This is a genomic window from Luedemannella helvata (assembly GCF_039528415.1).
Taxonomy (GTDB): Bacteria; Actinomycetota; Actinomycetes; order Mycobacteriales; family Micromonosporaceae; genus Luedemannella; species Luedemannella helvata.
Window position 1 is genome coordinate 176,470 of record NZ_BAAALS010000004.1, and the last position, 24,371, is coordinate 200,840.

The following is a 24,371-nucleotide window of genomic DNA, read 5'->3' on the forward strand; positions in this document are numbered from 1 at the left end:
CCTCCGGGATGGGCACCGGGATCATACCCATATTGCCTATCGGATTACTAGACTATCTGCATCGGTGGCCGTCGCTGCCGCCGGCCCGTCCACTGTGGGCCGACCGGGTACGGGCAGGCGGCGGGCGAGCAGGCCGAAGCCGACGAGCAGGACCAGCGGCCCGAGGACCCCGAGCGGTCCGACGCCGAGCGTGAAGAAGAGCGCGAAGCCCACGAACACGACGACCGGCACCCACCAGCGCACGAGCTTGTCGACCGTGGCCGCGACCGCCAGGACGATCAGGCCGACGATGCTCAGCACCATGCCGGGCACCGCCCACGCCAGCGAGAACAGCGGGTAGCCGCCGAGGGTCTCGTTCACCTTCTCGGCGGTCGCGTCGCCGAGGACCTGACGGGCGGCCAGGTCGGTGTAGTCGCCGACCATCAGGCCGCTGAAGTTCATCAGGCCGACGGCCGTGATGCCGCCGACGATCTGGCTGAACCGGCCGCCCGCGCGGGCCACCGTGAGCACCGCCGGGATGAACAGCACCCACGCCAGATGCAGGAAGAACCCGCTGGCCTGAGTGAGCCCCGGGTGCTCCAGCGACGCGGCCGGGTCGGCCGACCAGCCGGGGACGGTGGCCATGCCGACCGCGAAGGCGAGCGGCGCGGCGTACAGGCAGATGACGCCGACCCGGTGGCGGAAGGCGCCGAAGCGGTCCGGCTCGGTGGCGTCCGGGCGGGCGCGCAGCAGTTGCCACGCGGCCGCCCCGTACGCCCCGATGAGCACGACCGGGCCGGTCAGGCACAGCGGCACCGGCGAGATGGCGAAGAGCAGGTACAGGGCCGTACCGGCCAGCGCCGCGGCGGCGACCCACCACGAGATGACCCGACCGCGGGCGGCTGCGATCGGGGTGAGGACCAGCGCGAGGAGCCAGCCGGCGAGGCCGGGCACCTGCCAGCCCCAGGTCGCCCACGGCATGGCCGAGAACGTCTCCTCCACGCGGGCGGCCTCCTCGTTGGAGACGTTCTGCTCCAACGCGAGCAGGACGAAGTCGAACGACATCAGGGCCGAGAACGTCACCAGGCCGAAGATCGCCGAGTACCAGGCGACGCGGGCGAGCGCGCCGCCCCGGCGGCGGATCGGGCTGAGCAGGCCGAGCAGGCCGGGCACGAACAGTACCCACGCCCAGTGCAGCAGGATGGAGTGCCACTGGATCGCGTCGGGGTGGGCGCGGTAGACGCCGTACAGCTGGTCGGTGCCGAGCGCCGGGTCGACGCCGGTGGAGATCGCCAGGGCGACCGGCGCCAGGACGAGGCAGGCCGCGGCTGCGTATCGCCGCATGAGGTCCTCCTTGAAGGTCGGATCGGTTCGCCTCGGGACGCTACGAACCCGGCGGCCGCCGGTCGTCCGCGTCGCGGGCGAACGTGGGTCCGCACGCAGGGGGAGGGCGCCTCCCCCGGTGGGCGGACGACCGGCCCGTGACCTGCCCGTACTGTGGCTTGGTGCTCCGGACGACCCTGCGGCGCGTGCGCCCCCTCGATCTCGCCCTGGCGGCGGCCTTTGTCAGCTTCGCGCTGATCGAGGAGTATCTGGTGCGGATGCCGGGCGGCTGGTGGCCCTACCTGCTGGCGGTCTTCGCCCTGCTGGTGGCCGTGCGCCGGGTGGTCCCCCTGCTGGCGCTGCTCGCCAGCGCCTGGGCCGCGCACGAGTTCGTCTACGCCGACGGGGAGGTCTCCTACCGGCTGTGGCAGCTGGTCGCCATGATGATCGCCGCGTACACGGCGGGCGCGCACCTGCCGCCGGTGGGGGACAACGGACGCGCCCGGCTGCGCGGGGGCATCGGGGTCGGGCTCGTCCTGCTCATCGCGTTGACCTACTGGGACGCCGACCGCACCGACCCGATGGGCGCCTTCTTCTTCACCTTCGCCCCGTACGGGCTGGGGGTGGCCGTGGCGGTGCAGTCGCGCCGGCTGGCCGAGGCCGCCGCCGCCCGGGCCGCCGTACGCGAGCAGCGCGTCCGCGAGGCCGTCATGGAGGAACGGGTCCGCATCGCCCGCGAGCTGCACGACATGGTGGCGCACAGCGTGACCGTCATGGTGATCCACGCGGGCGCGGTGCGTCGCCGCCTCGACGCCACCCAGGAGGTGGAGCGGGAGCTGCTGGAGAGCGTGGAGGTCGCCGGCCGGGAGGCGGTCACGGAACTGCGGCGCACCCTCGGGCTGCTGCGCGGCGACGCCGCCGAGGGTACGGTCGCCCCGGTGGGACTCGACCGGCTCGATGAGCTGGTCGCCCAGGTGCGCGAGGCCGGCCTCGCGGTGACCGTCCGCCGCGAGGGGGAGGCGGTCGACCTGTTGCCGGCCGTGGACATGTCGGCCTACCGCATCGTGCAGGAGGCCCTGACCAACGTGCTCAAGCACGCCGGGCCGACGCGGGTCGACGTCGAGGTGGCCTACCGGACCGACGGGCTGCACCTGATCGTCAGCAACGCGCCGGCGGCCGGACGCCGGCCCATCCCGGCCGCCGGCCACGGCGGGCACGGCCTCATCGGCATGCGCGAGCGGGTCGCGCTCTTCGGCGGCGCGCTGTCGGCCGGCCCCCGTCCGGAGGGTGGCTTCGCCGTGCACGCCCGGCTGCCGGCGGCCGTGCGCCCGACGGGAGTGACCGTATGAGCGACCGGATCTCCGTGGTGATCGCCGACGACCAGCGCATGGTGCGGGCCGGCCTGCGGATGGTCGTGGAGACCGAGCCGGACATGCGGGTGGTGGGGGAGGCCAGCGACGGCGTCGAGGCGGTCGCGCTCGCCCGCCGCACCCGGCCGGACGTGGTGCTCATGGACATCGCGATGCCGCGCAAGGACGGCCTGTCGGCCACCCGGGAGCTGCTCGCCACCCCGGGCGCGCCGCGCGTCATCATGCTCACGACGTTCGACACGGACGAGAACCTCTACAACGCCCTGCGGGCGGGGGCGAGCGGCTTCCTGCTCAAGGTCTCCTCGCCGGAGCACCTCATCACCGGGATCCGGGTCGTGGCGGCCGGCGAGGCCCTGCTCGACCCGGCGGTCACCACCCGGGTCATCGCGGCGTTCGCCGGCAGCCCGGGCCCGCCCGCCAACGACGAACTGGCCTCGCTGACCCCGCGTGAGACCGAGGTGCTGCGTCTGCTGGCGCGCGGGCTGTCGAACGCCGAGATCGCCGCGACGCTCGTCCTGGGCGACGCCACCGTGAAGACGCACGTGGCGCGGATACTGATGAAGCTCAACCTGCGCGATCGGGTGCAGGCCGTTGTTTACGCGTACGAATCGGGACTCGTGCGCGCGGGCGGGCCGCCGTCCGGAAATTGACATTGGCGTTCATCAACGCTTCTGCCGAACAATGAACGGCATCCATCGATACCGACGATGCCGTCCCCATCCGGAGGAGCCGATGATCCGTCCCCCTACACCGTCCGCCGACCGCCCGCCCGCCGCCCTGCGGCGCCGCCGGTACTCGCTCGTCGCGCTGGCCGCCGCCCTGGCGGCGGTCCTGACGGGCACCCTGTTCCTGGGCGCCGGCACGGCCGGCGCCGCCGAGGCCGCCGTGACCGCCGCGCCGGTCGCGCCGAGCAGCACGGCGGCCTGCACGCCGTACCCGGTCGAGACCTACGTGGCCCCGCAGCCGCCGGTCAGCGGCGCCACGGACACGCAGCCGCCGACCGTGCCCGGCAAGCCCGAGATCGCCATCTGCGCCGGACTGCTCACGGTGAGGTGGGCGCCGTCCACCGACAACGTGGGCGTGGCGTCGTACGTCGTGCGCCGGATCATCGGCGATGTCATCTACACCTTCTCCGTCCGGCAGGCCGGTTGGTCCACCGCCACGTGGTACTCGTACGAGCAGATCTGGGTGATGGCCGTCGACAGGGCCGGCAACCGGTCCGCCGGGTCGGAGGTCGCCACCTTCGGCACCCGGCCGTCGTGCCCGCCGCCCATGTTGTGCACCAGCGGCCCACCGACCACCGGCGTGGTCACGACGGGGCCGGATACGCAGGCGCCGTCGGCTCCGGGTAAGCCGGTGGTGTCGGTGGTTGATGGTGTGGCGACGGTGAGTTGGGCGGCGTCGACGGACAATGTGGGTGTGGTGTCGTATCAGGTGCATCACATGTGGACGGATGTCATCGAGTTGGTGACGGTGGCGGCTCCGGCGACGAGTCGTCAGTTCAATATCGGTACGTCGGGGATTCAGCACAGTTTCTGGGTAACGGCGAAGGATGCGGCGGGTAACACGTCGCCGTCGTCGCCGACGACATCGATCGGTACGCCGTCGTCGTGTGCGCCGATGGTGCCGTGTTCGTCGGGTCCGCCGTCGAGTGCGCCGCCGGGTGTTGCGTGTGCGGTGCAGTTCACGGTGGTCAACGCGTGGCCTGGTGGGTATCAGGCGGATATCCGGATTCGTAATACGGGCAGTGTGCCGATCGATCCGTGGACGTTGGAGTTCAGTCTTTCCGGTGGTATCAGTCAGGTTTGGAACGCGACGGTGACGCAGTCGGGTACGAGTCTGAGTCTGGCGGCGTTGAGTTGGAACCGGTTGATCCCGCCGGGCGGCTCGGTGACGATCGGTTTCCTGGGTACGGGCACGCCGGTGACGCCCACGCAGTTCAAGGTCAACGGCACGGTCTGCGCCAACGGCTGACCGACACCCGCGCCGGTGGATGGTGCGTCCCCCGTGCCATCCACCGGCCAGTGTGGACGGAGCGTCGCCCGTTCAACTAGGCTACGGTCTGTGACGAATGAGCAGCCGGTACCGCCGGGCGTCGACGCGACCCGGCCCAGTGTCGCCCGCGTGTACGACTGGTTCCTGGGTGGCAAGGACAACTTCGCCATCGACCGCGAGGTCGCCAAGATGGCCCTGAAGATCACTCCGGACGGACCGGCGGCCGGGCGGGCCAACCGCGCGTTCCTGCGACGGGTGGTGCGCTATCTCGTGGTCGAGGCCGGCGTGCGGCAGTTCATCGACATCGGCTCCGGCCTGCCCACCCAGGGCAACGTGCACGAGGTCGCGAACAAGTACGCGCCGGACGCGCGGGTGATCTACGTCGACAACGACCCGATGGTGCTCGCGCACGGGCGCGCCCTGCTCGACAACGCCACCACGGCCACGGTCATCCAAGCCGACGCGAAGGATCCCGCGAGCATCCTCAACCACCCCGAGGTGGTCTCCCGCATCGACTTCTCGCAGCCGGTGGGCATCCTGCTCTTCGCGATCCTGCACCACCTGCGCGACGACGAGGACCCGCTCGGTGTCGCGGCCGCGCTGCGCGCGCCGCTCGTCGCCGGCAGCCACCTCGCGATCTCGCACTTCCGCGACCCCGGCCCCGCGCACCCCGAGGCCTCCGCGAAGGCGCTCCAGGTCGAGAAGATCTTCAACGAGACCATGGGTACCGGCCGGTGGCGCAAGCAGGAGGAGATCCTGGCCTACTTCGGCGACACCGAGCTGCTCGAGCCCGGGCTCGTCCCGCTGGCCGAGTGGCGACCGGATCCGGGTGAGGAGCCGGTCGCCCAGTCAGACACGTACTACACGTTCGTGGGCGGGCTCTCCCGCAAGAACTGACCGTCTTTCAGTCGCGGACGGCGTAGTCCCAGCGGTAGGCGTCTCGGCAGTTGCCCGAGGCGCCTTTACCCAGGTCACGCAGCACCTGTCGGGCCTGCTGCCGGCCCAGGTTCCAGGCGTACCAGGGGTCGGGCTCGCGTAGCTTGTTGTCGATCTTTGACAGGGCGCACCGGCGCTGCTCATGGGGCAGCTTGGCAAGCTGTGCGGTCGCGTCCGAGGAGAGGGCGGCCAGGTAGTACAGGTCGATCTTCCCCGTCTCGGCGAACCGCTCCACGTTGCGCTTCGCGACGTACCCCTCGGGATTCATGATCGCGAGGCCGAGCAGCAGCGCGACCATGGCGCCCACGCCGGCCCGCGGGATCCAGGAGCCGTTCCACAGGACGCCGGCCACGATGATCATCAGGAAGACGGCGCCGAGCAGCAGCTCGAAGCCCATCACGAAGACGCGCTCCCCGGTGAAGCTGTACGCCTGCTGGTAGGTGTACATCCGCGACAGGGCCGACGCGACGACCACGAGGCTCAGCACCGACAGCGCGCCGAGCAGGACCCGCAGCGCGAGCCGGTCGGCCGGCTTGTCGGCCGCCGCCCACCGGATGACCGCCGCGATGACGAGCAGCGTCAGCACGGTCGCCCACATGAGCTGCCAGAAGCCGCTGCGCGCGTACTGCGCGTAGGTCGGTCCGTTGTCGCCCAGCACGTGCTCGCGGCCGCCGAACAGTACGGTGATCTGCACGATCACGAAGCCGAGGAAGAGCACCACCATCGCGCTGATCGGCAGGACCCACTCGACGCGGCCCAGGCGCGGCTTCGCCGCCGTGTGCATGCCGGCCAGGTTGACGGGCCGGCTCACCAGGTACACGGCCGCCAGGGTCGCGGCCGCACCCGCCAGGAACAGGAAGACCCACCTCCACACCGTGCCGGCGTCGATGTCGGGAATGATGCTGGTCAGCACGTCCGCGAAGGCGGCGTCCGCGGAGGCGAACAGGCCGCCGAAGATGAGCAGCAGCACGACCGTCATCGCGATCGACCAGACGAGGCGCCCCGCCAACCGGGGCCGCTCGACGGAACCGTCATCGCTGGACGGATCGACGGTAGCCGGGGCATCGGGCTTGTCCGCGTTCAGGTGCGCGCCCAGCCATGGCAGGCCGCGCAGGGTGGCCACCGCGACGGCGAGCGGGCCGAACAACACGGCGCGAATGGAGCGGCCGCCAACCACCGCGAGCGCCGCGCAGCCCAGGGCGCCCAGCACGCTGAACGTCACCAGCCACCACGCGTTGCGGAACGCCAGGACGCCGAGCAGCGCCAGCGCCGACGCGCCCCACACCGCCCGGAAGACCCGGTCGGTCGTCGAGAGCTGAGCGTCGCTGAGACGGGCCACCGTGCCGGCCGCGACCGCCGCGCCCAGACCGCCGAGGAGCCATCCGATGCCCACCCGGTTGAGCGGGACGAACACGGCGAACGCGAGCGCACCGGCGAGCACGGCCAGCGGTACGGTCCGCCCAGCGGTCACCCCGGGCGCCGGCCACCGCCGGTCGAAGAACGTCACCGGCCTGGGGTGGGGCTGCGGCCCCAGCGGACCGTAGAAGACGCCGGGCGGCAGTGGCGTGGGCGCCGTGCCGGCAGGCAGTGTCGCCGGGTCCGGGGTCGGGGTCGGGGACGATGGCGCTACCGCGGGCGTGGCGCCGCTGGGCGCCCCGGTGGTCTCATCGCGTGCCGCCGCGTCCGCGAAGGCCCTGTTCGTGGCTCCCGTGCCGGCGACAGCCGGGTCAGTGGGCGTCGTGTCCCCGATAACCGGATCCGTGGTTGCCGTGCCGGCGACAGCCAGGTCCGCGACCGGCGTGTCCGCGGTGGGTGTGTCGGTCGAGGGGTCGGCCGGCGACGCTTTCTTCGCGGCCGTCTTCGCGGCCTTCGCGGCGGCCGTCGCCGACGTGGCGGGTGTGGCCTTTGCCGGTGTGGCCTTGGTGGGGACGGCCTTCTTCGCGGGGCTGCGCTTCTTCGCGGGCGTGGCTTGCGCTTCCTCAGCCGGGTCGCCGTCCGGCGCGGACGAGCTGGCCTTGCTGGCGGGGGCCTTCCGGGCGGACGCCTTCTTCGCGGGTGTCCTGCGTGCCGGGGGTGCTGGTTCGTCCTCTGAGGACGGCTCGCCGGCGGGTCGCGGATCCTCGGACACAGCGGGCTCCCATCGTGATGGTGGAGCCGGCAATATAGCGGGTTGTGACGGTCGTTCGCCGCCCCACCCAACGCGGTTCACGGCCTGACGCGGCACAGCGGGCCGAACGTTGCCCACGAGGTCAGGTGACCTCGCAGAGCCCGGTGACGCCCGTGAGGTGCAGTACGTGCCGGATGTGTGGCCGGGGGCGCAGCAGCCGCAGGCGACAACCGGTCCGGACAGCCGCCTGGTGTGCGCCGACGATCGTGGAGATCCCGCTGGCGTCGAGGAAGGTCAGCTCGGACAGGTCGAGGTCGAGGCGGTGCAGCCGCTCGTCGGCGAGGAGCTTGTGCAGCGTCATGCCCAGCTCGGGGACGGTCAGCATGTCGACCTCGCCGGTGAGGGCGACGAGGGCGTGGTGGGGTGGGCCGGTGACCGTGATGGTGAAGGACGGCAGGCGCGTGCGGGTTTCGTCGCTCGTCACGTCCGCCCCCTCGCGCCTCCCAATAATGCTTGTTCGAGGGCAACTATTGCACGTCGGGGCCAGCCGTGCCGAACCAGTCGAGGCATACCGCGGCCGCGTCGTCGTCCAGCTCGCCGGAGACGAACACCCGCAGGTCGCCGACCAGCGTCCGGACGACGTCGAGCGGGGCCATCGGGCGCGAGCGCCGCACGAGCCGGCGCAGGTCGGCGTCGCCGTAGCGGCGTCCGGCCAGCTCGGCGAGGTGCACACCGTCGCTGACGATCACCAGCCGGTCACCGGGATGCAGCTGGTACGCCTGGGCCGCGTAGCGGCTGCCGTCGAACATGCCGATCGGTTCGAGCCGGTCGGGCTCCAGGATGATCAGGTCGTCGCCGCGCGACAGGAGCAACAGGGGCGAACCGGTGTCCACCATGGAAAGCTGGCCGGTACGCAGGTCGATCTCCGCCAGCAGCAGCGAGACGTGGCGTGCCCCGCCGTACTGGGCGTACAGGGCGCTGTCGGCCATCATGGCCTGGTCGGCGATGCCCAGGCCGGCGCGCCGGGCGTTGCGCAGCGCGCTCGTGGCCAGCAGCGACAGGCTGGCCGCGTCGACGCCCTCGCCCATGCCGTCCAGCACCGACAGGGTGAGCCGGTCCGTGCCGGCGGCCCAGTCGAACGTGTCGCCCTTCACCGCGTACGCCGGCTCCAGCTGACCGGCGAGCGCGAACTGCGGTCCCGAACACGCCCGGCCGGGCAGCATCTCCCACTGCATCTCGGCGGCGAGGGTGAGCCGCCGGGAGCGGGAGCCGATGACATACCGGTCCGTGGTCGGCCGGGCCGCGGCGAGTTCGTGGGCGAGCAGGCGGCCGAGGTCGAGCAGCCGTTCGTCCCACCCGGCGGTCGGCGTCAGGCTCAGCACCCCGAAGCGCTCGCCCCTGGCCGTCACCGGTACCCACACGGTGTCGCGGTCGCTGACGGCCGCCTGCCCGTCGAAGCACCGCCACGCCGCGCCGTCCGACTGCCGGTCGGTGGCGGCGGGCCGGTCGGTCCCCGGCCCGTCCAGCGGCAGCAGGGTGGTCAGCCGGTAGTCCACCAGCAGCAGCCGCACCCCGGTCGCGGCGCCCTGGGCGACCAGCTCGCCGGCCAGCGCCTCCACCAGCCCGGCGGCCGGTGCGGAGGCCAACGCGGCCTGCAGCCGCTCGATGTCAAGCATGGCTCATCCTCGTCCTATGTACCCATGGTCCCGGTGACCGCGGTGCGGGTACCGTCGTTGAGCATGGCGTCCACCAGCACAGCAGACGGGACCGTGACGGACATGGCACACGCCGTGGACGGCGAGGCGCGGGCGCTCATGGCGATCTTCGAGGCGGCCCGGGAGCAGGCGCAGACCCATCTGTCCGCCTCCCAGCTGCAGGCGCTGATCGTGGTGTCCCAGGACGAGGGCCTGAACATGCGGGCGCTCGCGAGTGGCCTCGGCGTCATCCTCTCATCGGCGAGCCGGCTGTGCGACCGGTTGGTGGCCGCCGGCATGCTCGATCGTGACCCCAGCCCGCTGGACCGGCGGGAGGTGACGCTGCGGCTGACGTCCGCCGGGCGTGATCTGCTCCAGCAGTTGCGCGACGAGCGCCGGCTGCGCATCGAGGCGGTGCTCGTGGGCATGGCCCCGGCCGCGCGCGGCGCCCTGCTGCGCGGGCTGCGGGAGTTCAGCCGCGCGGCCGCCCGTCGGGAGATCATGAAGCTGCCCGCCTGACTGGCTCGGAGAAAGTTGCGTCGGCGCAACTATATGGCTCGGGCCGCCGACGCCGACGCCCGCGCCGGCCGGCAGCCGGCGCGGGCGTCACGGTGCGTGTGATCTAGGCGGTGGCCGTGCAGGTCAGGGTCGGTGCGGCGTTGGTGCCGTTCCAGGTGGCGTTGAACCCGAACTGGGTACTGCCGCCAGCCGCCAGTTGGCCGTTGTAGGCCACGTTCGTCGCGGTGACACTCGATCCGCTCGACGTGATGTTCGCGCTCCAGGCGTTCGTGACCGTCTGCCCGTTGGCGTACGTCCACGTCACCCGCCAGCCGCTGATGGCGGCGCTGCCGGCGGTGACGGTGACGCTGCCGACGAACCCGCCGCCCCACTGCGAGGCGACCGTGTACCCGGCGGTGCAGCCCGCCGAGCCGCCCGGCGTGGTGACGGGCGCGCGGGTGGTGGGAGTCGCGGTGGTGACCGGCGCGCGGGTGGTCGGCGCCGCGGTGGTGACCGGAGCCCGCGTGGTCGGTGCCGCGCTGGTGACCGGAGCGCGTGTCGTCGGCGCCGCGCTGGTCGGCGTGGTGCCACCGAACTGCACGTCGCTGCAGAAGTAGTACGACTGGTCGGAGTGGCTGGCCTGCCAGATCGTGTAGACGATGTGCCGCCCGGTGCGGCCGGACGCGTTCACCGGGACGCGGATGGACACGCCGCCGGCGGACTCCGGGGTCCACTGGGCGGCCGGCGTGTTGCCGATCGTGCTGAGCAACTCGAGGTTGCCCCAGCCCAGGGCCTGTGTCAGTGGATTGAAGCCCTGTCTGGTGACGTAGACGCGGATGTAGTCCGCGCCGTGCATCGCCTGGTCCCACAGTTTCACGGAGAAGCTGTTGGACACCGGGGCGGCCTTCCAGTCGCCGACGGCGTCCATCGAGTTGTACCGACCGTCGCCGGTGTGCCCGGCGCTGCACAGCTGGCCGTCCGGGATGGCGCCCTGGTGGTTGCCCGCGACGCCCTCGCGGTAGAGGCCGTTCCAGTTCCACATGGCCGTCGTGTTGTACTGCCAGGCCTGGTAGCACATCGGGTCGAGGGTGGCCATGTTCGGGTTCTGGAAGTCGGCGCCCCAGCGGGCCCAACAGCCGTAGTTGCGCGACGCCGGGTCCACGATCGAACCGTGGGCCGACGCCGGACTCGCGGGGGAGAACGTGACCAGCAGCAGCGCGGCCGCGGCGACGGCCAGGACGCGTCGCGCCAGTCGTGAGGGACGGGGGGTGAGGGACATCGAGCCTCCTGGGGAAGGTCGAGGTGTGCGGTGGACATGGCGAGGCAGGGACCTCCCTGCCCATGTGCCAGCCGCGTGGCTCCTCCACGGCTCTGCGCGCAGAGTCACACGCAGGATTCATTTACGTCAATAGAGCAACTAAAGCGCGGGGCGTCCGCCCAGGCGACCGGCTCGCGAGCGATGAATCTTCCAGCTAACGCCACCATCAAATCGTGCGTTATCGGTAAAATCTCTCCAATGACGACTCCCGAGCGACCGCCGCGCCAGGAAAGCTTTCTCGCCCGGCACAAGGTGCTGGTCATCGTCGTGCTGGTGATCCTGCTCATCGTGCTGTGCTGGCTGATCTGCGGCCAGGGCAGCGGCGACAAGTCCTAAAGCGTGTAGGCCTTCGCGACCAGCACGAGCTCGCTGTCGTGCGACCCGGCCACGCCCACGTCGGGCGGCCGAGGGGTGAAGCCGGGCAGCCCGTCCAGCCCGTCGCTGCCGTCCATGACCCGCAGGCGCACCGGCCCGGGCGCGTCGAGGACGAGCGTGACCCGCAGGCCCTCCGCGGGCGGGGCATGGAACAGCACCCCGAAGTCCGTGCCGAGCGCGCCCGCCGCGACGTCGCGTCCCGCCACGCTCGCCGACACCACGGTGGCGTCCTCCACCCCCAGGTAGACCAGGCGCACCGCCCGTTGGGGCGTGATCGTCAGCGTGAGGGTCCGCCGGCCGGCCGTCGTCATGTCCGACACGGTCGTGACCGCCGGGGCCGGCAGGGCGGCCGCCGGGGCAGGTCCGGTCAGCAGCCGGTCCCCGCCCAGCGGCGGGAACTGCGCCGCCAGGTCCTCGCGCCCGCTCACGTACGACCCGGTCCAGGCGCCCGGCTCCGAGTCGCCGCTCACCCAGCGGGCCTGCCCCGTGTCCGTGTCCAGCGCGTACATGAGCTGCTCGGGGGCGGGGTGGGCCGGGTCGAAGCGGTCCACCGCCAGCCCGGTCACCACGAAAACCACGGCCAGTACGCCGCTGGCGAACGCCGGTGCGGCGCCCCACAGGCGTCGCCGTGGCCCGGCCGCGGCCGGGTAGAGCGCCTCCAGCGCCGGCAGCAACGCCAGCCCCAGCAGGGCGGCGAACAGGGCCGCCGCCGCGCCCGTGGCCAGCCCCAGCGCGGGGAAGAACAGCAGGACGGTCGGGGCGAGCACGACCACGGCGACGCCGGCGCCGAGCCCGCGCGCCAGCTCGACCGCCCAGGCCGGGCGCACGCTCAGCGACACCGCCCCGGCGATGGCCCCGGCCAGCGCCGGCACGGCCGCCAGGTACGACCCGCCGGGTGTCGCCGCCGCGAGGACCAGGCCGAGCACGGCCAGCAGGCCCAGGCCGCCGATCGCGAGCGGCCACGCCCCGATCCGCCGGCGCAGCAGCCCGTACCAGGTGAGGATCGCCGCCGCGACCAGCGCGACCACGGCCAGGCGGTACCACCCGGGGCGCCACGGGTCGAGCATCTCCCGGTACCCCGGCCGGACCGCCACGAGAAGCGCCCACAGCGCCTGGGCCAGGACCGCCGCCGCGACCAGCGGCAGCACGGCCAGCCCCAGCCCGGCCAGCGTGCGTCCCACGGTCGCCACCCCGCGCCGGCGGGCCAGCGCGGTCAGCCCGGCCACCGCGAGCAGCGCGAGGACCGCGACCGGCCACACGAGCGTGCCCGGGTAGCGCACGAGCTGCCCGAGCACGGGGAAGTAGGTCGAGTCGTACGCGGACGGGCGCGCCAGCGGCGCGAGGTCGGCGCCGCCGAAGGCGCGCAGGAGCGCGAGCCCGTTGTCGCCATGGTGCTGCAGGCTGGCCCGGCTCATGTACTCCGGCCGGTCCTCGGGCGAGTGGTAGACGGCCGACCCGTCGATGTAGGCGGTGTTCAGGCCGGTGAAGCGGCCGGCCTCGCGGAACGGCGTGAAGTCGGTGTCGTTCGGCAGGATCCGGTACACCTCGACCGCGAAGCTCGTCGCGACCGGGTACGGCACGCTGGCGCCGTACACGCCGACCACGCCGGCGTTGCCCGCGCCGGTCTCGAACATGATCGCCGGGCCGCCGGACCCGCGCGCCTCGAAGTTGAGCGCCACGCCACCCCTGGCGGCCAGCGGATGCTGGCTCACGAACGCCTCGGCGCCGCACAGGCAGGCCTCTTCGGCGTCGGTGAGCACGAAGACGATGTCGTTGCGCGGCGCCGGTCCGGTGGTCAGCGCCCGCGCGGCCTCCAGGAGCGTGGACACCCCGGCACCGTCGTCGTTGGCGCCATGGGACACCTGCACCGAGTCGTAGTGCGCGACCGCGAACACCGTGCCGGTCGGATCGGTGCCGGGCAGCACGGCGACCACGTTGCGTACCCGGGCCATCGCGTACCCGTGGCCGAGCTCGTCGCTCGCGCCGACCGTGTCCTGCACGGACACCCGCAGCCCGTACCCGCGCATGGTGGCCTCGGCGTACCGGCGCACCTCGTCGGCGGCCGGGCTGCCGGCGACGTGGACCCGCTGGCTCATCCGCTGCACGTGGGCGAACGCCCGGGCGGCGCTGAACGCGTCGGCCGGCGCGGCCGTGCCGGCGGGCGGTGGCGGCGCGACCGTCCAGAGGCTGAGCGCGACGAGCGCGATGAGGGCGGCGAGGGTGACGAGGCCCGCGACGGTGCGGGCGACAGGGGTGCGGTCCACGTGGCACATCCTGCCCCGGCCGGCCCGCGTACGGATCATCAAACCGGCTGAACTCGCACGTCGTCGCCGATGACGGTCTGACAAGCGCTACGAACTGAACGTCACGTCCGCCAGGCGCATGTTGCGGAAGGCGGCCAGGCGTTCGGCCTGATCGGTGACCGCCTGGCGGGGCACCTTCGCCCACAGGTCGACGGCGAGGGTCAGCTTGCCGCCCGACGCCCGGGGGCGCCAGACGCCGCCGATGCCGCCGTCCGGCCAGCGCTGCTTGACGTCGCCGACGGGCGCGTCGAGGTAGCCCGCGACGTGCTGCGGGGTGGCCGGCCCGAGCAGCCGCAGGTACGCCCGGATGACGTCGAACCGCTTGTCGACCCGCGCGGCGGCCCTGAACCCGGGGATGCGGCGCAGCACCGGCGGCGAGGTGCCGTGCTCCAGTTCGAGGCCCGCCCGCACGGCGGCCAGCCGGAACGGCATCTCGTACAGATGGACCGCGTCGCACGGGCGGCACCGGCGCAGGTACGGCTCGGGCATCGCGGCCGTGAGCCGGGCGGAGATCTCGCCCTTGACCGTGGGCCTGGCCACGATCTTCCGCATGGCGGCGGCGACCGCGTCGAGTGCCTCGAGGTTGCCGATGCCGGCCGCCCTGAGCGGCTTGCTGGCGTCGTAGACGCGCTTGCCCGCGTCGGCGTCGGAGAACGGCGCCACGGCGGCCGCCACCTGCGCCAGGTCAGCGCGGCGGTAGAGATGCGGCGCGCCGCGAACGGTCCAGAGGTCGGCGAGCGCGTCGTCGGGCAGCGCGGTCACGTCCACGCCGCGCACCGCCAGCGCCCACAGGCCGCCGTCGGGCCCGGTGTCCTGCGCCCCGAGGTCGAGCACGGCCGCGTCGGCGATGCCGGTCCTCTCACGGTCGAGCTGTTGCGCGCGGACCGGAAACCGAGCACCCGCGCACGGGTCACGTCCCCCATGAACATCAGCCTAAAGCGAGCCACCGACACGTTTGCCGACCGTGCCGCCCGGGGCATGACACAACGATCAGCGAATGGAGGAGCAGCGTGGGCCAGCACTGGTACGACAACGCGGTCATCTACAGCGTCGACGTGGAGACGTACGCGGACTCGAACGAGGACGGCGTCGGCGACTTCCGGGGTCTGATCGGCCGGCTGGACTACCTGTACCGCCTGGGCGTCACCTGCCTGTGGCTGGCGCCGATCCACCCGTCGCCGCGCCGCGACGGCGGGTACGACGTGGCCGACTTCTACGGCGTGGACCCGCGCCTGGGGACGCTGGGTGACTTCGCCGAGCTGCTGCACGAGGCCAGCAACCGGGGCATCAAAGTCATCATCGACCTGGTCGTGAACCACACCTCGGACGAGCACCCGTGGTTCCAGGACGCGATCTCCTCGCCCGACTCCCCCTATCGCGACTGGTTCATCTGGGCCGACAGCGAGCCCGCAGACCGCCGGCAGGGGATGGTGTTCCCGGGCGAACAGGACGAGACCTGGACCTACCACCGCAAGGCCAAGGCCTGGTACTACCACCGGTTCTACAAGTTCCAGCCCGACCTGAACGTCACCAACCCGGCCGTGCGCGCCGAGATCAAGCGCATCATGGCGTTCTGGCTGCAGCTGGGCGTGGCCGGCTTCCGGATGGACGCGGCGCCGTTCATCATCGAGGAGACCGAACCGGGCAACGCGAACCCGGCCAAGGACTTCGAGTTCCTCACCGAACTGCGCGCGCACGCCTCCTGGCGGCGCGGGGACGCGGTGCTGCTCGCCGAGGCCAACGTGGCCGTCGACGAGATCGTGCAGTACTTCGGCGACTCCGGCGGCTCCGGCAACCGGATCAACATGCTGTTCGACTTCCTGCTCAACGACTCGATGGTGCTGGCCCTGGCCCGCCGCCGGGCCGAGCCGCTCATCCTGGCCCTGGGCGAGTCGCCGACGCTGCCCGAGGGCGGGCAGTGGGCGACGTTCCTGCGCAACCACGACGAGATCGACCTGTCCCGGCTCACCGCCGAGCAGCGCCAGGAGGTCTTCGCCGAGTTCGGACCGGACCCGGACATGCACCTCTACGACCGGGGCATCCGCCGTCGCCTCGCCCCCATGCTGGGCGGCGACCGCCACCGGTTGGAGCTCGCGTACTCGCTGCAGTTCAGCATGCGCGGAACTCCGGTGCTGCGCTACGGCGAGGAGATCGGCATGGGCGACGACCTGTCGCTGCCCGGCCGCAACGCGATCCGCACCCCGATGCAGTGGTCGGACGCCGCCAACGGGGGGTTCAGCGCCGCGGAGCCGGTGCGGCCCGCGATCGCCAAGGGCCCGTACGGGTACCCGACGGTGAACGTGACCGCCCAGCGTCACGACCCGTCCTCGCTGCTGAGCTGGTTCGAACGGATGATCCGCACCCTGCGGGAGAGCCCGGAGGTGGGCGCCGGCCAGTGCGCGGCCATCGACGACGCGTCCCTGCCGCCGGCCGTGCTGGCCCACCGCGCGGACGGTCCCACGGGCACGATGCTCTTCCTGCACAACCTCGACGAGGAGCCGGTGCGGGTGGACATGAGCCGCCTGGAGGGCGAGGCCGACAACCCCAACCAGGTGTTCGGTGACCAGCCCTACGAGGAGAAGCTGGACCTGTCCAACCTGGAGTTGGGCGGCTTCGGCTACCGGTGGATCCGCGTCTGCCGCAACCCGGCCGGCTGACCGTCGTGGACGGGCCGGGCGGCTCGCCCGGCCAGGACCGCGCAGGCGGCGAGGATCGCGCCGGCGAGCGCGCACAGCATGTCCTTGTGCGGATCCCAGGCGTCGCCCTGTTGCCCGTTGTACGCCTCGGCGGTGGCGGGCGACAGGGTCATGGCCACGCCCCATTCGAGCAGCTCGTACAGGGCGCTGGTGGACAGGACGAGCTCGACGGCCGCCACCGCCGCGCGCACCGGGGGCCAACCGCGCGCGTCGACCAACCAGCGGATCAGCACGGGCGCCAGGCACGCCCCGTAGGCCACGTGCACCAGCCGGTCGAAGTTGTTGCGGCGCCAGCCCAGGCTCTCGTTGAGCGACCAGCCGAACAGGGTCCGGGTCCACTCGTCGTAGGGGACCTCCGAGTACAGCCAGCGGGCGGCCACCGAGTGCAGCGCGAGAAAGACGAGGGCGAGAACGAGCGAGCCGGGCGGCAGCCGCAGGCGCCGACGTGCCCACCACAGCGCGACCAGCGCCAGCACGGTGAGGCTGTGGTGCAACGCCTGTTCGGCCGGGTGCGGCGGGCGCCACCACGTGGCCGCCAGCACCGCCGCGAAGGCGCCCAGCGCCGCCCGCTCCCCGCTCGCCATGCCGACCACGGTAGCCGTCCCCGCGTGCGATCATTGAGTCCATGATCGGGAGCACGTCACCGGTGTACGCGTTGCACCACGTCCAGCTCGCCATCCCGGCGGGCGCCGAGGACGCCTGCCGCGCCTTCTACGTGGGAGTACTCGAACTGGTGGAGGTGCCCAAGCCGCCGGTACTGGCGGCGCGGGGTGGCCTGTGGGTGCGCGGCGGCTCGCTGGAACTGCACCTCGGGGTGGAGACCGACTTCCGTCCGGCCCGCAAGGCGCACCCGGGCATCCTCGTCGCCGACCTCGACGCGTTGGTGCAGCGGCTGACCGGGGCGGGCGTGGCGGTCGAGTGGGACGCCAACTTTCCCGGCTACCGTCGTTGCTACGTGGCCGACCCGGTCGGCAACCGGTTGGAATTCCTCGCGACCGACCCGGAGGACGCGGGTTAGGGTCGGCAGGTGTCCGACGTGTCGTACCACCTCGCACAGATCAACATCGCGCGACTGCTGGCGCCGCTCGACGATCCGCTGCTCGCCGACTTCGTCGCCAACCTCGACGCGGTCAACGCGGCGGCGGAGGCCTCGCCCGGCTACGTCTGGCGCCTGGACGAGCCGGCCGGCGCCGTGTGCGTCTTCGACGACGACTGGCTCATCGTGAACATGTCCGTCTGGACCTCCGTCGGGGCGCTCACGTCCTATGTGTACAGTGCCGAGCACCGCGCGGTGCTGGCGCGCCGCCGCGAGTGGTTCGCCAGGCTCGCGGACGCGACGACCGTGCTGTGGTGGGTGCCGGCCGGCCACCTGCCCGACGTCGCGGAGGGCGAGCGCAAGCTGCGCGCGTTGCGGGCGGACGGGCCCACGCCGGCGGCGTTCACGCTGCGGGCCACCTTCCCGCCGCCGACCGGCCCGGCGTCGCAGGCGCAGACGCCGGACGTGGAGCCGTGCACCGCCTGACCGTCCCGGCCGTCCTCGCCCGCAACGTCGCCGGCGCGTGGGGCGATGCGGGCCGGCGGTGGCTGGCCGATCTGCCGGGCGTCGTCGCGGCGGTCGCGGCCGACTGGCGGCTGACTCTCGCCGACCCGTACGACCTCACCTACCACTGGGTCGCCCCGGCCACCCGCGCCGACGGCGCGCCGGTCGTGCTCAAGCTGGGCGTGCCCGGCTCGCCGCAGCTGGCGACGGAGGCCGCCGCGCTGACCGCGTACGGCGGGTGCGGGGCGGTCGCCCTCCTCGCGCACGACCCGGCGCGGGGCGCGCTGCTGCTGGAGCGGGCCGACCCCGGCACGCCGCTGCGCGCCCTCGTGCCGGCGGCCGACGACGAGGCCACGGCCGCGGTCGCCGACGTCGCCCGCCGGCTGCACCGTCCGCCGCCGCCCGGCCACGGGCTGCCGGGCCTGGCGCGGCTGGGCCGCGCGTTCGACGGATACCTGCGGTCCTTTCCGGACGACGGGCCGCTGCCCCGCGGTCTCGTCGGCAAGGCGGCCGAGGTGTTCGCCGGGCTGCTCGCCACCGCGCCGGCCGGCGTGCTGCTGCACGGCGACCTGCACCACGACAACGTGCTGCGGGCCACCCGCGAGCGGTGGCTCGCCATCGACCCGCACGGCCTCGTCGGCGACCCCGGGTACGAGGCGGGCGCCCTGCTCTACAACCCCGATCCCACCCGCCCGGACGCCCGCCTGCTGCCGCTCGTACTCCCCAGGGTCGAGGCCCTCGCCCACGGCCTGGGGTTGAGCGCGGACCGGGTGGTGGCGTGGGGCTTCGTCAAGGCGGTCCTGTCGGAGGTGTGGACGGTCGAGGACGGCGGCGCGCCGGGCGGGCAGGCGTTCGCCGTGGCGCGATTGCTCGCCGGTCACCTGTCCGTGTGATCAAATCTGGACATGACGGACACCGTGGCGGCGCCGGGGGAGGCCGGCAGGCGCGTCTCCTGGATCGAGCTGTACTTCGATCTGGTCTTCGTGTTCGCCGTCAGCCAGGTCGCGCACGTCATGGTGGAACACCCGGACGGCCGCGGCGTGGTGGCGGCGCTGGGGCTGTTCGTGACGCTGTGGTGGACGTGGATCGGCTACGTGATCCTCTACAACCGGTACGGCGAGGACAGCGCGGCGCAGCGGCTGTTCATGCTCGCCGGCACGATCCCGTGCGCGATCGCGGCAACGCAGGCCCACGTCGTCAGCGACGTCCACCTCGGTGGCCTGGCGTTGGCGCTCGCAGGGGCGCGCGTGGTGCTCGCGGTGGCGTTCCCGGCGACCTCCGGGCAGGGGCACGGGGCGGGCCGGGCCGCCGGTCTCGGCTACGCCGTTTCGGCGGCCATCTTCGCGGTGTCCGCCGTGGTGCCGGCGCCGGTGAACTACGTCCTGTGGGGTGTCGCGCTCGCCCAGGAGGCGGGCTTCCTGCTGCTGGCGCAGGCGCGCCAGCGCCGGCGGTCCGGCGATCGGACGGGCCGCCGGCGCCGCCCCGACCGGCGGGAGCTCCTGGCGCCGCCCGCGGAGCCGGGACTCGCGGTCAACGCCCCGCACCTGGCCGAGCGGTTCAACCTCTTTATGATCATCTTATTGGGCGAGATCGTGATCTCGGTGGCCTCGGCGGCCGTCGACGCCCACGGCCACGAGGCGGGCCTGCGGGTGGGGTTCCTGGCCGGCCTCGTCCTCGCCGGTGCCCTGTGGTGGATCTACTTCGACTCGTCGGCCGGCATCAACGAGTTCGTCCTGCGCGCCTCCGGCGGCAACCCGGCCATGGCGTACGGCATCTACGCCGGCGGCCACGTGCCGCCCGCCTTCGGGTTGCTACTCATCGCGGCCGGGGTGAACCTGTCCCTGCACGACGCCCCGCCCACCGCCGCGACCTGGTTCGTCAGCGCGGGCCTGGCCGCTTACATGGTCGGCACGCGCGGGTTCACGCTGGGCGTCGAGCGCCGCTGGTACGCGCGGCTGCTGCGCACCCTCGTCGTCGTCGCCACGGTGTGCCTGGCGCTGCTGCACCGGGTGGTCAGCGCGCCGACCGTCGTGGTGCTCGTGGCGGTCTGGGCCGTGGCGGTCGCGGCGCTCGTCACCGTCCGCGGTCCGGTCGTCATGCGGCACCTGCGCGAGCATCCGCTGCGGTTCTTCGCCGACCGGTAGAGATCGTGTGCAGATCACATGTGCGCCTGGGCCACGCGGCGGTCCGCCGCATAGCCTGCGCACGTGTCCGCTCACGCTCGCGTCCGGTTCTGGCTCATCGTCTTCGTCGTCGGTCTTGTCGTCAGTGGAGTGACGGCGTTCCCGCTCGCGTGGGAGGCCGGCGTGCTCGCCCGCGCGCTGCACGCCGTCGACGGGGCGCCCGCCCCGCTCGTCGTCTGGATCGACCAGGTGCACGCCGCGCTGGTCGACGCGCCGCCGTTCCTCGCCTACGGCACGGACTGGCTTGCCTTCGCGCACCTGGTCATCGCCGTGGCGTTCTGGGGCCCGCTGCGCGACCCCGTACGCAACGTCTGGGTGGTCCACTTCGGGATGATCGCCTGCGTGGCGATCGTCCCGCTGGCCCTGATCGCCGGTCCGATCCGGGGCATCCCGTGGTGGTGGCAGCTCATCGACATCTCGTTCGGCCTCTTCGGCATCATCCCGCTGATCCTCGCCAACCGGGCGATCCGCGAGCTGACGCGGCTGGCCGTCACCGTGCCGGCAGCAGCACTCCCGGGTTGAGCCGGCCCTCGGGGTCGAAGGCGGCCTTGACCCGGCGCATCGCCTCGATCTCCTCGGTGGAGCGCGACAGGTCGAGCCACGGGGTCTTGGCCCGGCCGACGCCGTGCTCGGAGCTGATGCTGCCCCGGTGCGCGGCGACCAGGCGCAGCACCTCGTCGGTGACCTTCTCGCCCACGGCCTCGGCGCCGAGGACGTTGACGTGCAGGTTGCCCTCGTTGAGGTGGCCGAACAGGATCGTGCGCGCGTCCGGCGCCACGGCGGCGATCACGCCGGGCAGCTCGTCGACCAGGGCGGTCAGCCGGTCCAGCGGCACGCAGATGTCGAGCTTCACGGGCACCCCCGTGGCGCTGATCGCCTCCGTGTGCGTCTCGCGGTAGGCCCACAGCTTCGCCCGGCCGGCGGCGTCCGAGGCCACGGCGGCGTCACCCACGGCTTCGCACTCGCCGAGCATCTCGACCAGCTCGTCCGTCGGGTCGGTGCGCCCCGTGCACTCGATCACCACGTACGCCGGGAAGTCCTCCGACAACGGGGCGGGCAGGCGGCCCACCGAGCGCACCAGCGACACGCCCTCGGCGTAGCACAGCTCAGCGGCGGCCAGGGTGGTCAGCTTCGCCCGCGCGTCGGCGAGCAGCCGCAGCGCCCCCTCGGTGCCGTCGACCCCGACGAGCGCGACGGCGGCCTCGCCGGCCGGCGGCACGAGCCGCACCCGCACCCGAGTGATCACGGCGAGGGTGCCCTCGCTGCCGCAGAGCAGCTGGGTCAGGTCGTACCCGGTGTTGTCCTTGGCCGGCGGATCGAGCCGGCTGAGGACCGTACCGTCGGCGAGCACCGCCTCGACGCCCACGACCTGGGCGCGCGTGCTGCCGTAGCGGACCACCCGGATGCCGCCGGCGTTCGTGGCCACGAGGCCGCCGACGCTCGCCTGCGAACGGGCGGCCAGGTCGACGCCGAAGTCGAGCCCGGCCGCGCGGGCGTGGTTCTGCAGTGCCTCCAGGGTGACCCCGGCGCCGACCGTGACCTGCGCGGCCAGCGTGTCGACCGGCTCCAGCGCGGTCAGCCGGCTGAGGCTCAGCAGCACCTCGCCGCCGGCCGGGACGCCGCCGCCGACCAGTCCGGTGTTGCCGCCCTGCACGGTGACCGCCACGCCCGCCCCGGCGCAGGCCCGCAGGACCGCGGCGACCTGGGCCGTGTCGGCCGGGCGCACGACGCACCGGGCGGTGCCGTGGAACCTCCGGGTCCAGTCCGTCTCGTACGACGCCTTCAGGTCGTCGTCGGTGAGCACATGCGCGTCGCCCACGACGCCGCGCAGGGCGTCCTCGAGAGCGCTCACGAAAGTACCCGCAGGCGCACGGTCTGGCTCATCGCGCGCAGCTGGGCGAGCACCTCGTCGGAGTAGTTGACCCCGATGTCCGTGAGCACGTATCCCAGCTCGCCCTTCGTGGCCAGCAGCTGGCCCTCGACGTTCACGCCGTGCTCGGCCAGGATGCCGTTGACCTGCGCGAGCACGCCGGGCGTGTTGCGGTGCAGGTGGACGAGCCGGTGCGTGTCGGGCGGCTGCGGCAGGGCCACGGCCGGCAGGTTCACCGACAGGGTGCTCGTGCCGTCGCTGGCGTACTGGGCGAGCTTGTTGGCCACGAACGAGCCGATGTCGGCCTGGGCCTCCTCGGTTGAGCCGCCGATGTGCGGGGTGAGGATGACGTTGGGCAGGCCGCGCAGCTCGGAGACGAACTCGTCGCCGCGGCCCTTGGGCTCGGCCGGGAACACGTCGACCGCCGCGCCGGCCAGGTGCCCGGACTCCAGGCTGGCCCGCAGCGCCGCGTGGTCGATGACGAAGCCGCGCGACAGGTTGAGGAAGATGCTGCCGGGCTTCATCCGGGCGAACTGCTCGGCGCCGAAGAAGCTGCTGTTGCTGGGCCGGCCGTCCACGTGCAGGGTGACCACGTCGGAGACCGCCAGCAGCTCGTCGAGGGAGGCGCAGCGGCGCGCGTTGCCGAGCGCCAGGCGGTCGGCCGTGTCGAAGAAGTACACCGACATGCCGAGGTTCTCGGCGAGCACCGACAGCTGGGTGCCGATGTTGCCGTAGCCGACGATGCCGAGGCTGCGGCCGCGCACCTCGTGGCTGCCCTCGGCGGCCTTGTCCCACACGCCGTTGTGCATGCCGGCGTTCTTCTCCGTGAGCCGCCGCGTCAGCGCGATGATCTCCGCGAGAGCCAGCTCGACCACGCTGCGGGTGTTGGAGAAGGGGGCGTTGAACACGGCGACGCCGTTGGCGCTGGCGTGGGGCAGGTCGATCTGGTCGGTGCCGATGCAGAACGCGCCGACGGCCACGAGGTCGGTGGCCGCGTCGAGCACCTTGGCGGTCACCTGCGACTTGGACCGGACACCGAGCAGGGACACGCCCGCGATGCGGTCGATCAGCTCCTGCTCGTCGAGGGCCCGGCCGAGCACCTCCACGTCGTACGAGTCGGCCTTGAGTCGGGAGACGGCGTCCGGGTGGATGCCCTCCAACAGCAGCGCGCGCATGTGCTCGAACCCATTCGCAATTAGCGGCGCCCATCCCGGCGCCGATCACTGCGAGCCTAGCTCACAGCCCGTTTTCAGCGGTCCGGGCAGCGGCCGGGCGTCCACGCCACGGGACGGCGGATGGTGGACAGAATACGACCAGAACAGAAACATCATGGTCGTACGATCGCCGCGTCATGTCCGGAGGTGATCATGCTTGATCCGGCCCTGGCCAGGTTCAACGACCTGGTGCGCGAGCAGGCTGAGGAGGAGCTGCTGGCGTGCTGCGCCGTGCCGGAGTGGGCCGCGCGGGTCGCGCTCGGGCGCCCGTACCCGAGTGTGGGGAGCCTGACCGCCCTCGGCCTGGAGGCGCTGGCGGACCTCTCGTGGGATCAGGTCGCGCAGGCCCTGGCCGCCCATCCGCGCATCGGCGAGCGGGCGGCCGGCGGGTCGCGGGAGGCGGCCTGGTCGCGCCGTGAGCAGGGGGACGCGGCCGAGGCGCCGGAGGCGGCCGCGCTGCACGAGGCGAACGTGGCCTACGAGGAGCGGTTCGGGCACGTGTTTCTGATCTTCGCCTCCGGCAGGACGCCGGCGGAGATGCTCGCGGCGGCGCGGGCCCGGCTGGGCAATGATGAGCAGACGGAGCGCCGGGTGGTCCGCGCGGAGCTTGCCAGGATCGTCCGGCTCCGGCTGGAGAGGCTGGTCGGATGAGCATTTCCACGCATGTTCTGGACACCACCCGGGGGGTGCCGGCGCCGGGGGTGGGCGTGCGGCTGGAGCGGCTCGCCGGGACCGGCTGGGAACCGGCGGGCACGGGGGTCACCGACGCCGACGGGCGGCTGCGGCTGGCCGGGGACGCCCCGTCGCCCGGCCGGCATCGGTTGATCTTCGACGCCGCCGCCCATCTCGGCCCGGACGCCTTCTTCCCGGAGATCGTGATCGTCTTCGAGGTCACCGACCCGGCCGCGCGCCTGCACGTGCCCCTGCTGCTCAGCCCGTACGGCTACACCACCTACCGAGGGAGCTGATC

At 72.8% G+C, this 24,371-nt stretch carries 24 protein-coding genes; 14 read left to right on the forward strand and 10 right to left on the reverse strand.

Features of this window, described 5'->3' with window-relative positions; all coding sequences use genetic code 11:
- Positions 1–36: 36 nt before the first annotated feature.
- On the reverse strand, positions 37–1,323 hold the full coding sequence (locus ABD191_RS05765; RefSeq protein ID WP_344077618.1) for a hypothetical protein: 1,287 nt from the start codon (positions 1,321–1,323) through the stop codon (positions 37–39).
- A gap of 161 nt (positions 1,324–1,484) precedes the next feature.
- On the opposite strand from ABD191_RS05765, the gene ABD191_RS05770 reads away from it, so the two are divergent.
- The 4 genes from ABD191_RS05770 (at position 1,485) to ABD191_RS05785 (ending at position 5,564) form a co-directional block, all read left to right on the forward strand.
- Positions 1,485–2,651, forward strand: a complete 1,167-nt coding sequence (locus ABD191_RS05770) for a sensor histidine kinase (protein ID WP_344077620.1) — start codon at positions 1,485–1,487, stop codon at positions 2,649–2,651.
- On the forward strand, positions 2,648–3,322 hold the full coding sequence (locus ABD191_RS05775; protein ID WP_344077622.1) for a response regulator: 675 nt from the start codon (positions 2,648–2,650) through the stop codon (positions 3,320–3,322). The genes ABD191_RS05770 and ABD191_RS05775 overlap by 4 nt, the downstream gene beginning before the upstream one ends.
- 235 nt (positions 3,323–3,557) lie before the next feature.
- Positions 3,558–4,646, forward strand: coding sequence for a cellulose binding domain-containing protein (locus tag ABD191_RS05780; RefSeq protein WP_344077624.1), 1,089 nt, complete (start codon positions 3,558–3,560; stop codon positions 4,644–4,646).
- Positions 4,647–4,736: 90 nt separating this feature from the next.
- On the forward strand, positions 4,737–5,564 hold the full coding sequence (locus ABD191_RS05785; RefSeq protein ID WP_344077626.1) for an SAM-dependent methyltransferase: 828 nt from the start codon (positions 4,737–4,739) through the stop codon (positions 5,562–5,564).
- Positions 5,565–5,571: 7 nt separating this feature from the next.
- On the opposite strand, the gene ABD191_RS05790 is transcribed toward ABD191_RS05785, so the two are convergent.
- From ABD191_RS05790 to ABD191_RS05800, 3 genes are all read right to left on the reverse strand, one after another.
- Positions 5,572–7,731 (reverse strand): DUF4153 domain-containing protein, encoded by a 2,160-nt coding sequence (locus ABD191_RS05790; protein ID WP_344077629.1) that lies wholly within the window; start codon positions 7,729–7,731, stop codon positions 5,572–5,574.
- 121 nt (positions 7,732–7,852) lie between these two features.
- Entirely contained in the window at positions 7,853–8,194 is a 342-nt protein-coding gene (locus tag ABD191_RS05795) for an STAS domain-containing protein (RefSeq protein WP_344077631.1), read from the reverse strand.
- Positions 8,195–8,237: 43 nt separating this feature from the next.
- On the reverse strand, positions 8,238–9,386 hold the full coding sequence (locus tag ABD191_RS05800) for a PP2C family protein-serine/threonine phosphatase (RefSeq protein WP_344077633.1): 1,149 nt from the start codon (positions 9,384–9,386) through the stop codon (positions 8,238–8,240).
- 102 nt (positions 9,387–9,488) lie between these two features.
- Here ABD191_RS05800 and ABD191_RS05805 point away from each other — a divergent pair, with 102 nt between their 5' ends.
- On the forward strand, positions 9,489–9,923 hold the full coding sequence (locus tag ABD191_RS05805) for a MarR family winged helix-turn-helix transcriptional regulator (RefSeq protein ID WP_344077636.1): 435 nt from the start codon (positions 9,489–9,491) through the stop codon (positions 9,921–9,923).
- Between the two features lie 103 nt (positions 9,924–10,026).
- Here the strand turns inward: ABD191_RS05805 and ABD191_RS05810 are convergent, their stop codons facing one another.
- Positions 10,027–11,181 carry a lytic polysaccharide monooxygenase gene (locus ABD191_RS05810; protein WP_344077638.1) on the reverse strand — a complete coding sequence of 385 codons (1,155 nt, stop codon included), beginning with the start codon at positions 11,179–11,181 and terminating at the stop codon, positions 10,027–10,029.
- 237 nt (positions 11,182–11,418) lie between these two features.
- Here ABD191_RS05810 and ABD191_RS05815 point away from each other — a divergent pair, with 237 nt between their 5' ends.
- Positions 11,419–11,556: a hypothetical protein gene (locus ABD191_RS05815; RefSeq protein ID WP_344077640.1), complete on the forward strand. Its 138-nt coding sequence runs from the start codon at positions 11,419–11,421 to the stop codon at positions 11,554–11,556.
- Here the strand turns inward: ABD191_RS05815 and ABD191_RS05820 are convergent.
- The gene (locus tag ABD191_RS05820; RefSeq protein ID WP_425560661.1) at positions 11,553–13,868 is read right to left on the reverse strand and encodes a M28 family peptidase; all 2,316 of its coding nucleotides are present in this window, start codon (positions 13,866–13,868) and stop codon (positions 11,553–11,555) included. The two genes, ABD191_RS05815 and ABD191_RS05820, sit on opposite strands and share 4 nt — an antisense overlap.
- A 78-nt stretch (positions 13,869–13,946) precedes the next feature.
- Positions 13,947–14,732 carry a DNA glycosylase AlkZ-like family protein gene (locus ABD191_RS05825; RefSeq protein WP_344077644.1) on the reverse strand — a complete coding sequence of 262 codons (786 nt, stop codon included), beginning with the start codon at positions 14,730–14,732 and terminating at the stop codon, positions 13,947–13,949.
- Positions 14,733–14,908: 176 nt separating this feature from the next.
- On the opposite strand from ABD191_RS05825, the gene ABD191_RS05830 reads away from it, so the two are divergent.
- Entirely contained in the window at positions 14,909–16,555 is a 1,647-nt protein-coding gene (locus tag ABD191_RS05830; protein WP_344077646.1) for an alpha-amylase family protein, read from the forward strand.
- On the opposite strand, the gene ABD191_RS05835 is transcribed toward ABD191_RS05830, so the two are convergent.
- Positions 16,516–17,178: a DUF2238 domain-containing protein gene (locus tag ABD191_RS05835; RefSeq protein ID WP_344077648.1), complete on the reverse strand. Its 663-nt coding sequence runs from the start codon at positions 17,176–17,178 to the stop codon at positions 16,516–16,518. The two genes, ABD191_RS05830 and ABD191_RS05835, sit on opposite strands and share 40 nt — an antisense overlap.
- 41 nt (positions 17,179–17,219) lie before the next feature.
- Here ABD191_RS05835 and ABD191_RS05840 point away from each other — a divergent pair, with 41 nt between their 5' ends.
- The 5 genes from ABD191_RS05840 to ABD191_RS05860 all read left to right on the forward strand — a co-directional run bounded on the left by ABD191_RS05840 (position 17,220) and on the right by ABD191_RS05860 (position 20,839).
- Positions 17,220–17,612, forward strand: coding sequence for a VOC family protein (locus tag ABD191_RS05840; RefSeq protein WP_344077650.1), 393 nt, complete (start codon positions 17,220–17,222; stop codon positions 17,610–17,612).
- A 9-nt stretch (positions 17,613–17,621) separates the two neighbouring features.
- Positions 17,622–18,116: a DUF3291 domain-containing protein gene (locus ABD191_RS05845; protein ID WP_344077652.1), complete on the forward strand. Its 495-nt coding sequence runs from the start codon at positions 17,622–17,624 to the stop codon at positions 18,114–18,116.
- On the forward strand, positions 18,104–19,027 hold the full coding sequence (locus tag ABD191_RS05850) for an aminoglycoside phosphotransferase family protein (protein WP_344077654.1): 924 nt from the start codon (positions 18,104–18,106) through the stop codon (positions 19,025–19,027). Before ABD191_RS05845 ends, ABD191_RS05850 begins: the two co-directional genes overlap by 13 nt.
- Before the next feature lie 12 nt (positions 19,028–19,039).
- Positions 19,040–20,278 carry a low temperature requirement protein A gene (locus ABD191_RS05855; RefSeq protein ID WP_344077657.1) on the forward strand — a complete coding sequence of 413 codons (1,239 nt, stop codon included), beginning with the start codon at positions 19,040–19,042 and terminating at the stop codon, positions 20,276–20,278.
- A gap of 63 nt (positions 20,279–20,341) precedes the next feature.
- A complete protein-coding gene (locus ABD191_RS05860; protein WP_344077659.1) occupies positions 20,342–20,839 on the forward strand; it encodes a hypothetical protein in 498 nt (165 codons plus the stop codon).
- On the opposite strand, the gene ABD191_RS05865 is transcribed toward ABD191_RS05860, so the two are convergent.
- Both ABD191_RS05865 and serA read right to left on the reverse strand, forming a co-directional pair.
- A complete protein-coding gene (locus ABD191_RS05865) occupies positions 20,808–22,169 on the reverse strand; it encodes an FAD-binding oxidoreductase (RefSeq protein WP_344077661.1) in 1,362 nt (453 codons plus the stop codon). The genes ABD191_RS05860 and ABD191_RS05865 overlap by 32 nt on opposite strands.
- Complete coding sequence (gene serA / locus ABD191_RS05870; protein WP_344077663.1) at positions 22,166–23,362, reverse strand: phosphoglycerate dehydrogenase; 1,197 nt, start codon at positions 23,360–23,362, stop codon at positions 22,166–22,168. The genes ABD191_RS05865 and serA overlap by 4 nt, the downstream gene beginning before the upstream one ends.
- Positions 23,363–23,554: 192 nt before the next feature.
- On the opposite strand from serA, the gene uraD reads away from it, so the two are divergent.
- Together uraD and uraH are read left to right on the forward strand one after the other, a co-directional pair.
- Positions 23,555–24,052, forward strand: coding sequence for a 2-oxo-4-hydroxy-4-carboxy-5-ureidoimidazoline decarboxylase (uraD, locus tag ABD191_RS05875; protein WP_344077665.1), 498 nt, complete (start codon positions 23,555–23,557; stop codon positions 24,050–24,052).
- Positions 24,049–24,369: a hydroxyisourate hydrolase gene (gene uraH, locus ABD191_RS05880; RefSeq protein ID WP_344077667.1), complete on the forward strand. Its 321-nt coding sequence runs from the start codon at positions 24,049–24,051 to the stop codon at positions 24,367–24,369. Before uraD ends, uraH begins: the two co-directional genes overlap by 4 nt.
- Positions 24,370–24,371: the final 2 nt, after the last annotated feature.

Excerpts from the sequence above, each read along its gene's own strand:
- ABD191_RS05765 (WP_344077618.1), bottom strand. The coding sequence starts at position 1,323 with ATGCGGCGATACGCAGCCGCGGCCTGCCTCGTCCTGGCGCCGGTCGCC.
- ABD191_RS05775 (WP_344077622.1), top strand. The coding sequence starts at position 2,648 with ATGAGCGACCGGATCTCCGTGGTGATCGCCGACGACCAGCGCATGGTG.
- ABD191_RS05800 (WP_344077633.1), bottom strand. The coding sequence starts at position 9,386 with ATGCTTGACATCGAGCGGCTGCAGGCCGCGTTGGCCTCCGCACCGGCC.
- ABD191_RS05805 (WP_344077636.1), top strand. The coding sequence starts at position 9,489 with ATGGCACACGCCGTGGACGGCGAGGCGCGGGCGCTCATGGCGATCTTC.
- ABD191_RS05810 (WP_344077638.1), bottom strand. The coding sequence starts at position 11,181 with ATGTCCCTCACCCCCCGTCCCTCACGACTGGCGCGACGCGTCCTGGCC.
- ABD191_RS05815 (WP_344077640.1), top strand. The coding sequence starts at position 11,419 with ATGACGACTCCCGAGCGACCGCCGCGCCAGGAAAGCTTTCTCGCCCGG.
- ABD191_RS05820 (WP_425560661.1), bottom strand. The coding sequence starts at position 13,868 with ATGTGCCACGTGGACCGCACCCCTGTCGCCCGCACCGTCGCGGGCCTC.
- ABD191_RS05835 (WP_344077648.1), bottom strand. The coding sequence starts at position 17,178 with ATGGCGAGCGGGGAGCGGGCGGCGCTGGGCGCCTTCGCGGCGGTGCTG.
- ABD191_RS05840 (WP_344077650.1), top strand. The coding sequence starts at position 17,220 with ATGATCGGGAGCACGTCACCGGTGTACGCGTTGCACCACGTCCAGCTC.
- ABD191_RS05855 (WP_344077657.1), top strand. The coding sequence starts at position 19,040 with ATGACGGACACCGTGGCGGCGCCGGGGGAGGCCGGCAGGCGCGTCTCC.
- serA (WP_344077663.1), bottom strand. The coding sequence starts at position 23,362 with ATGCGCGCGCTGCTGTTGGAGGGCATCCACCCGGACGCCGTCTCCCGA.
- uraD (WP_344077665.1), top strand. The coding sequence starts at position 23,555 with ATGCTTGATCCGGCCCTGGCCAGGTTCAACGACCTGGTGCGCGAGCAG.
- uraH (WP_344077667.1), top strand. The coding sequence starts at position 24,049 with ATGAGCATTTCCACGCATGTTCTGGACACCACCCGGGGGGTGCCGGCG.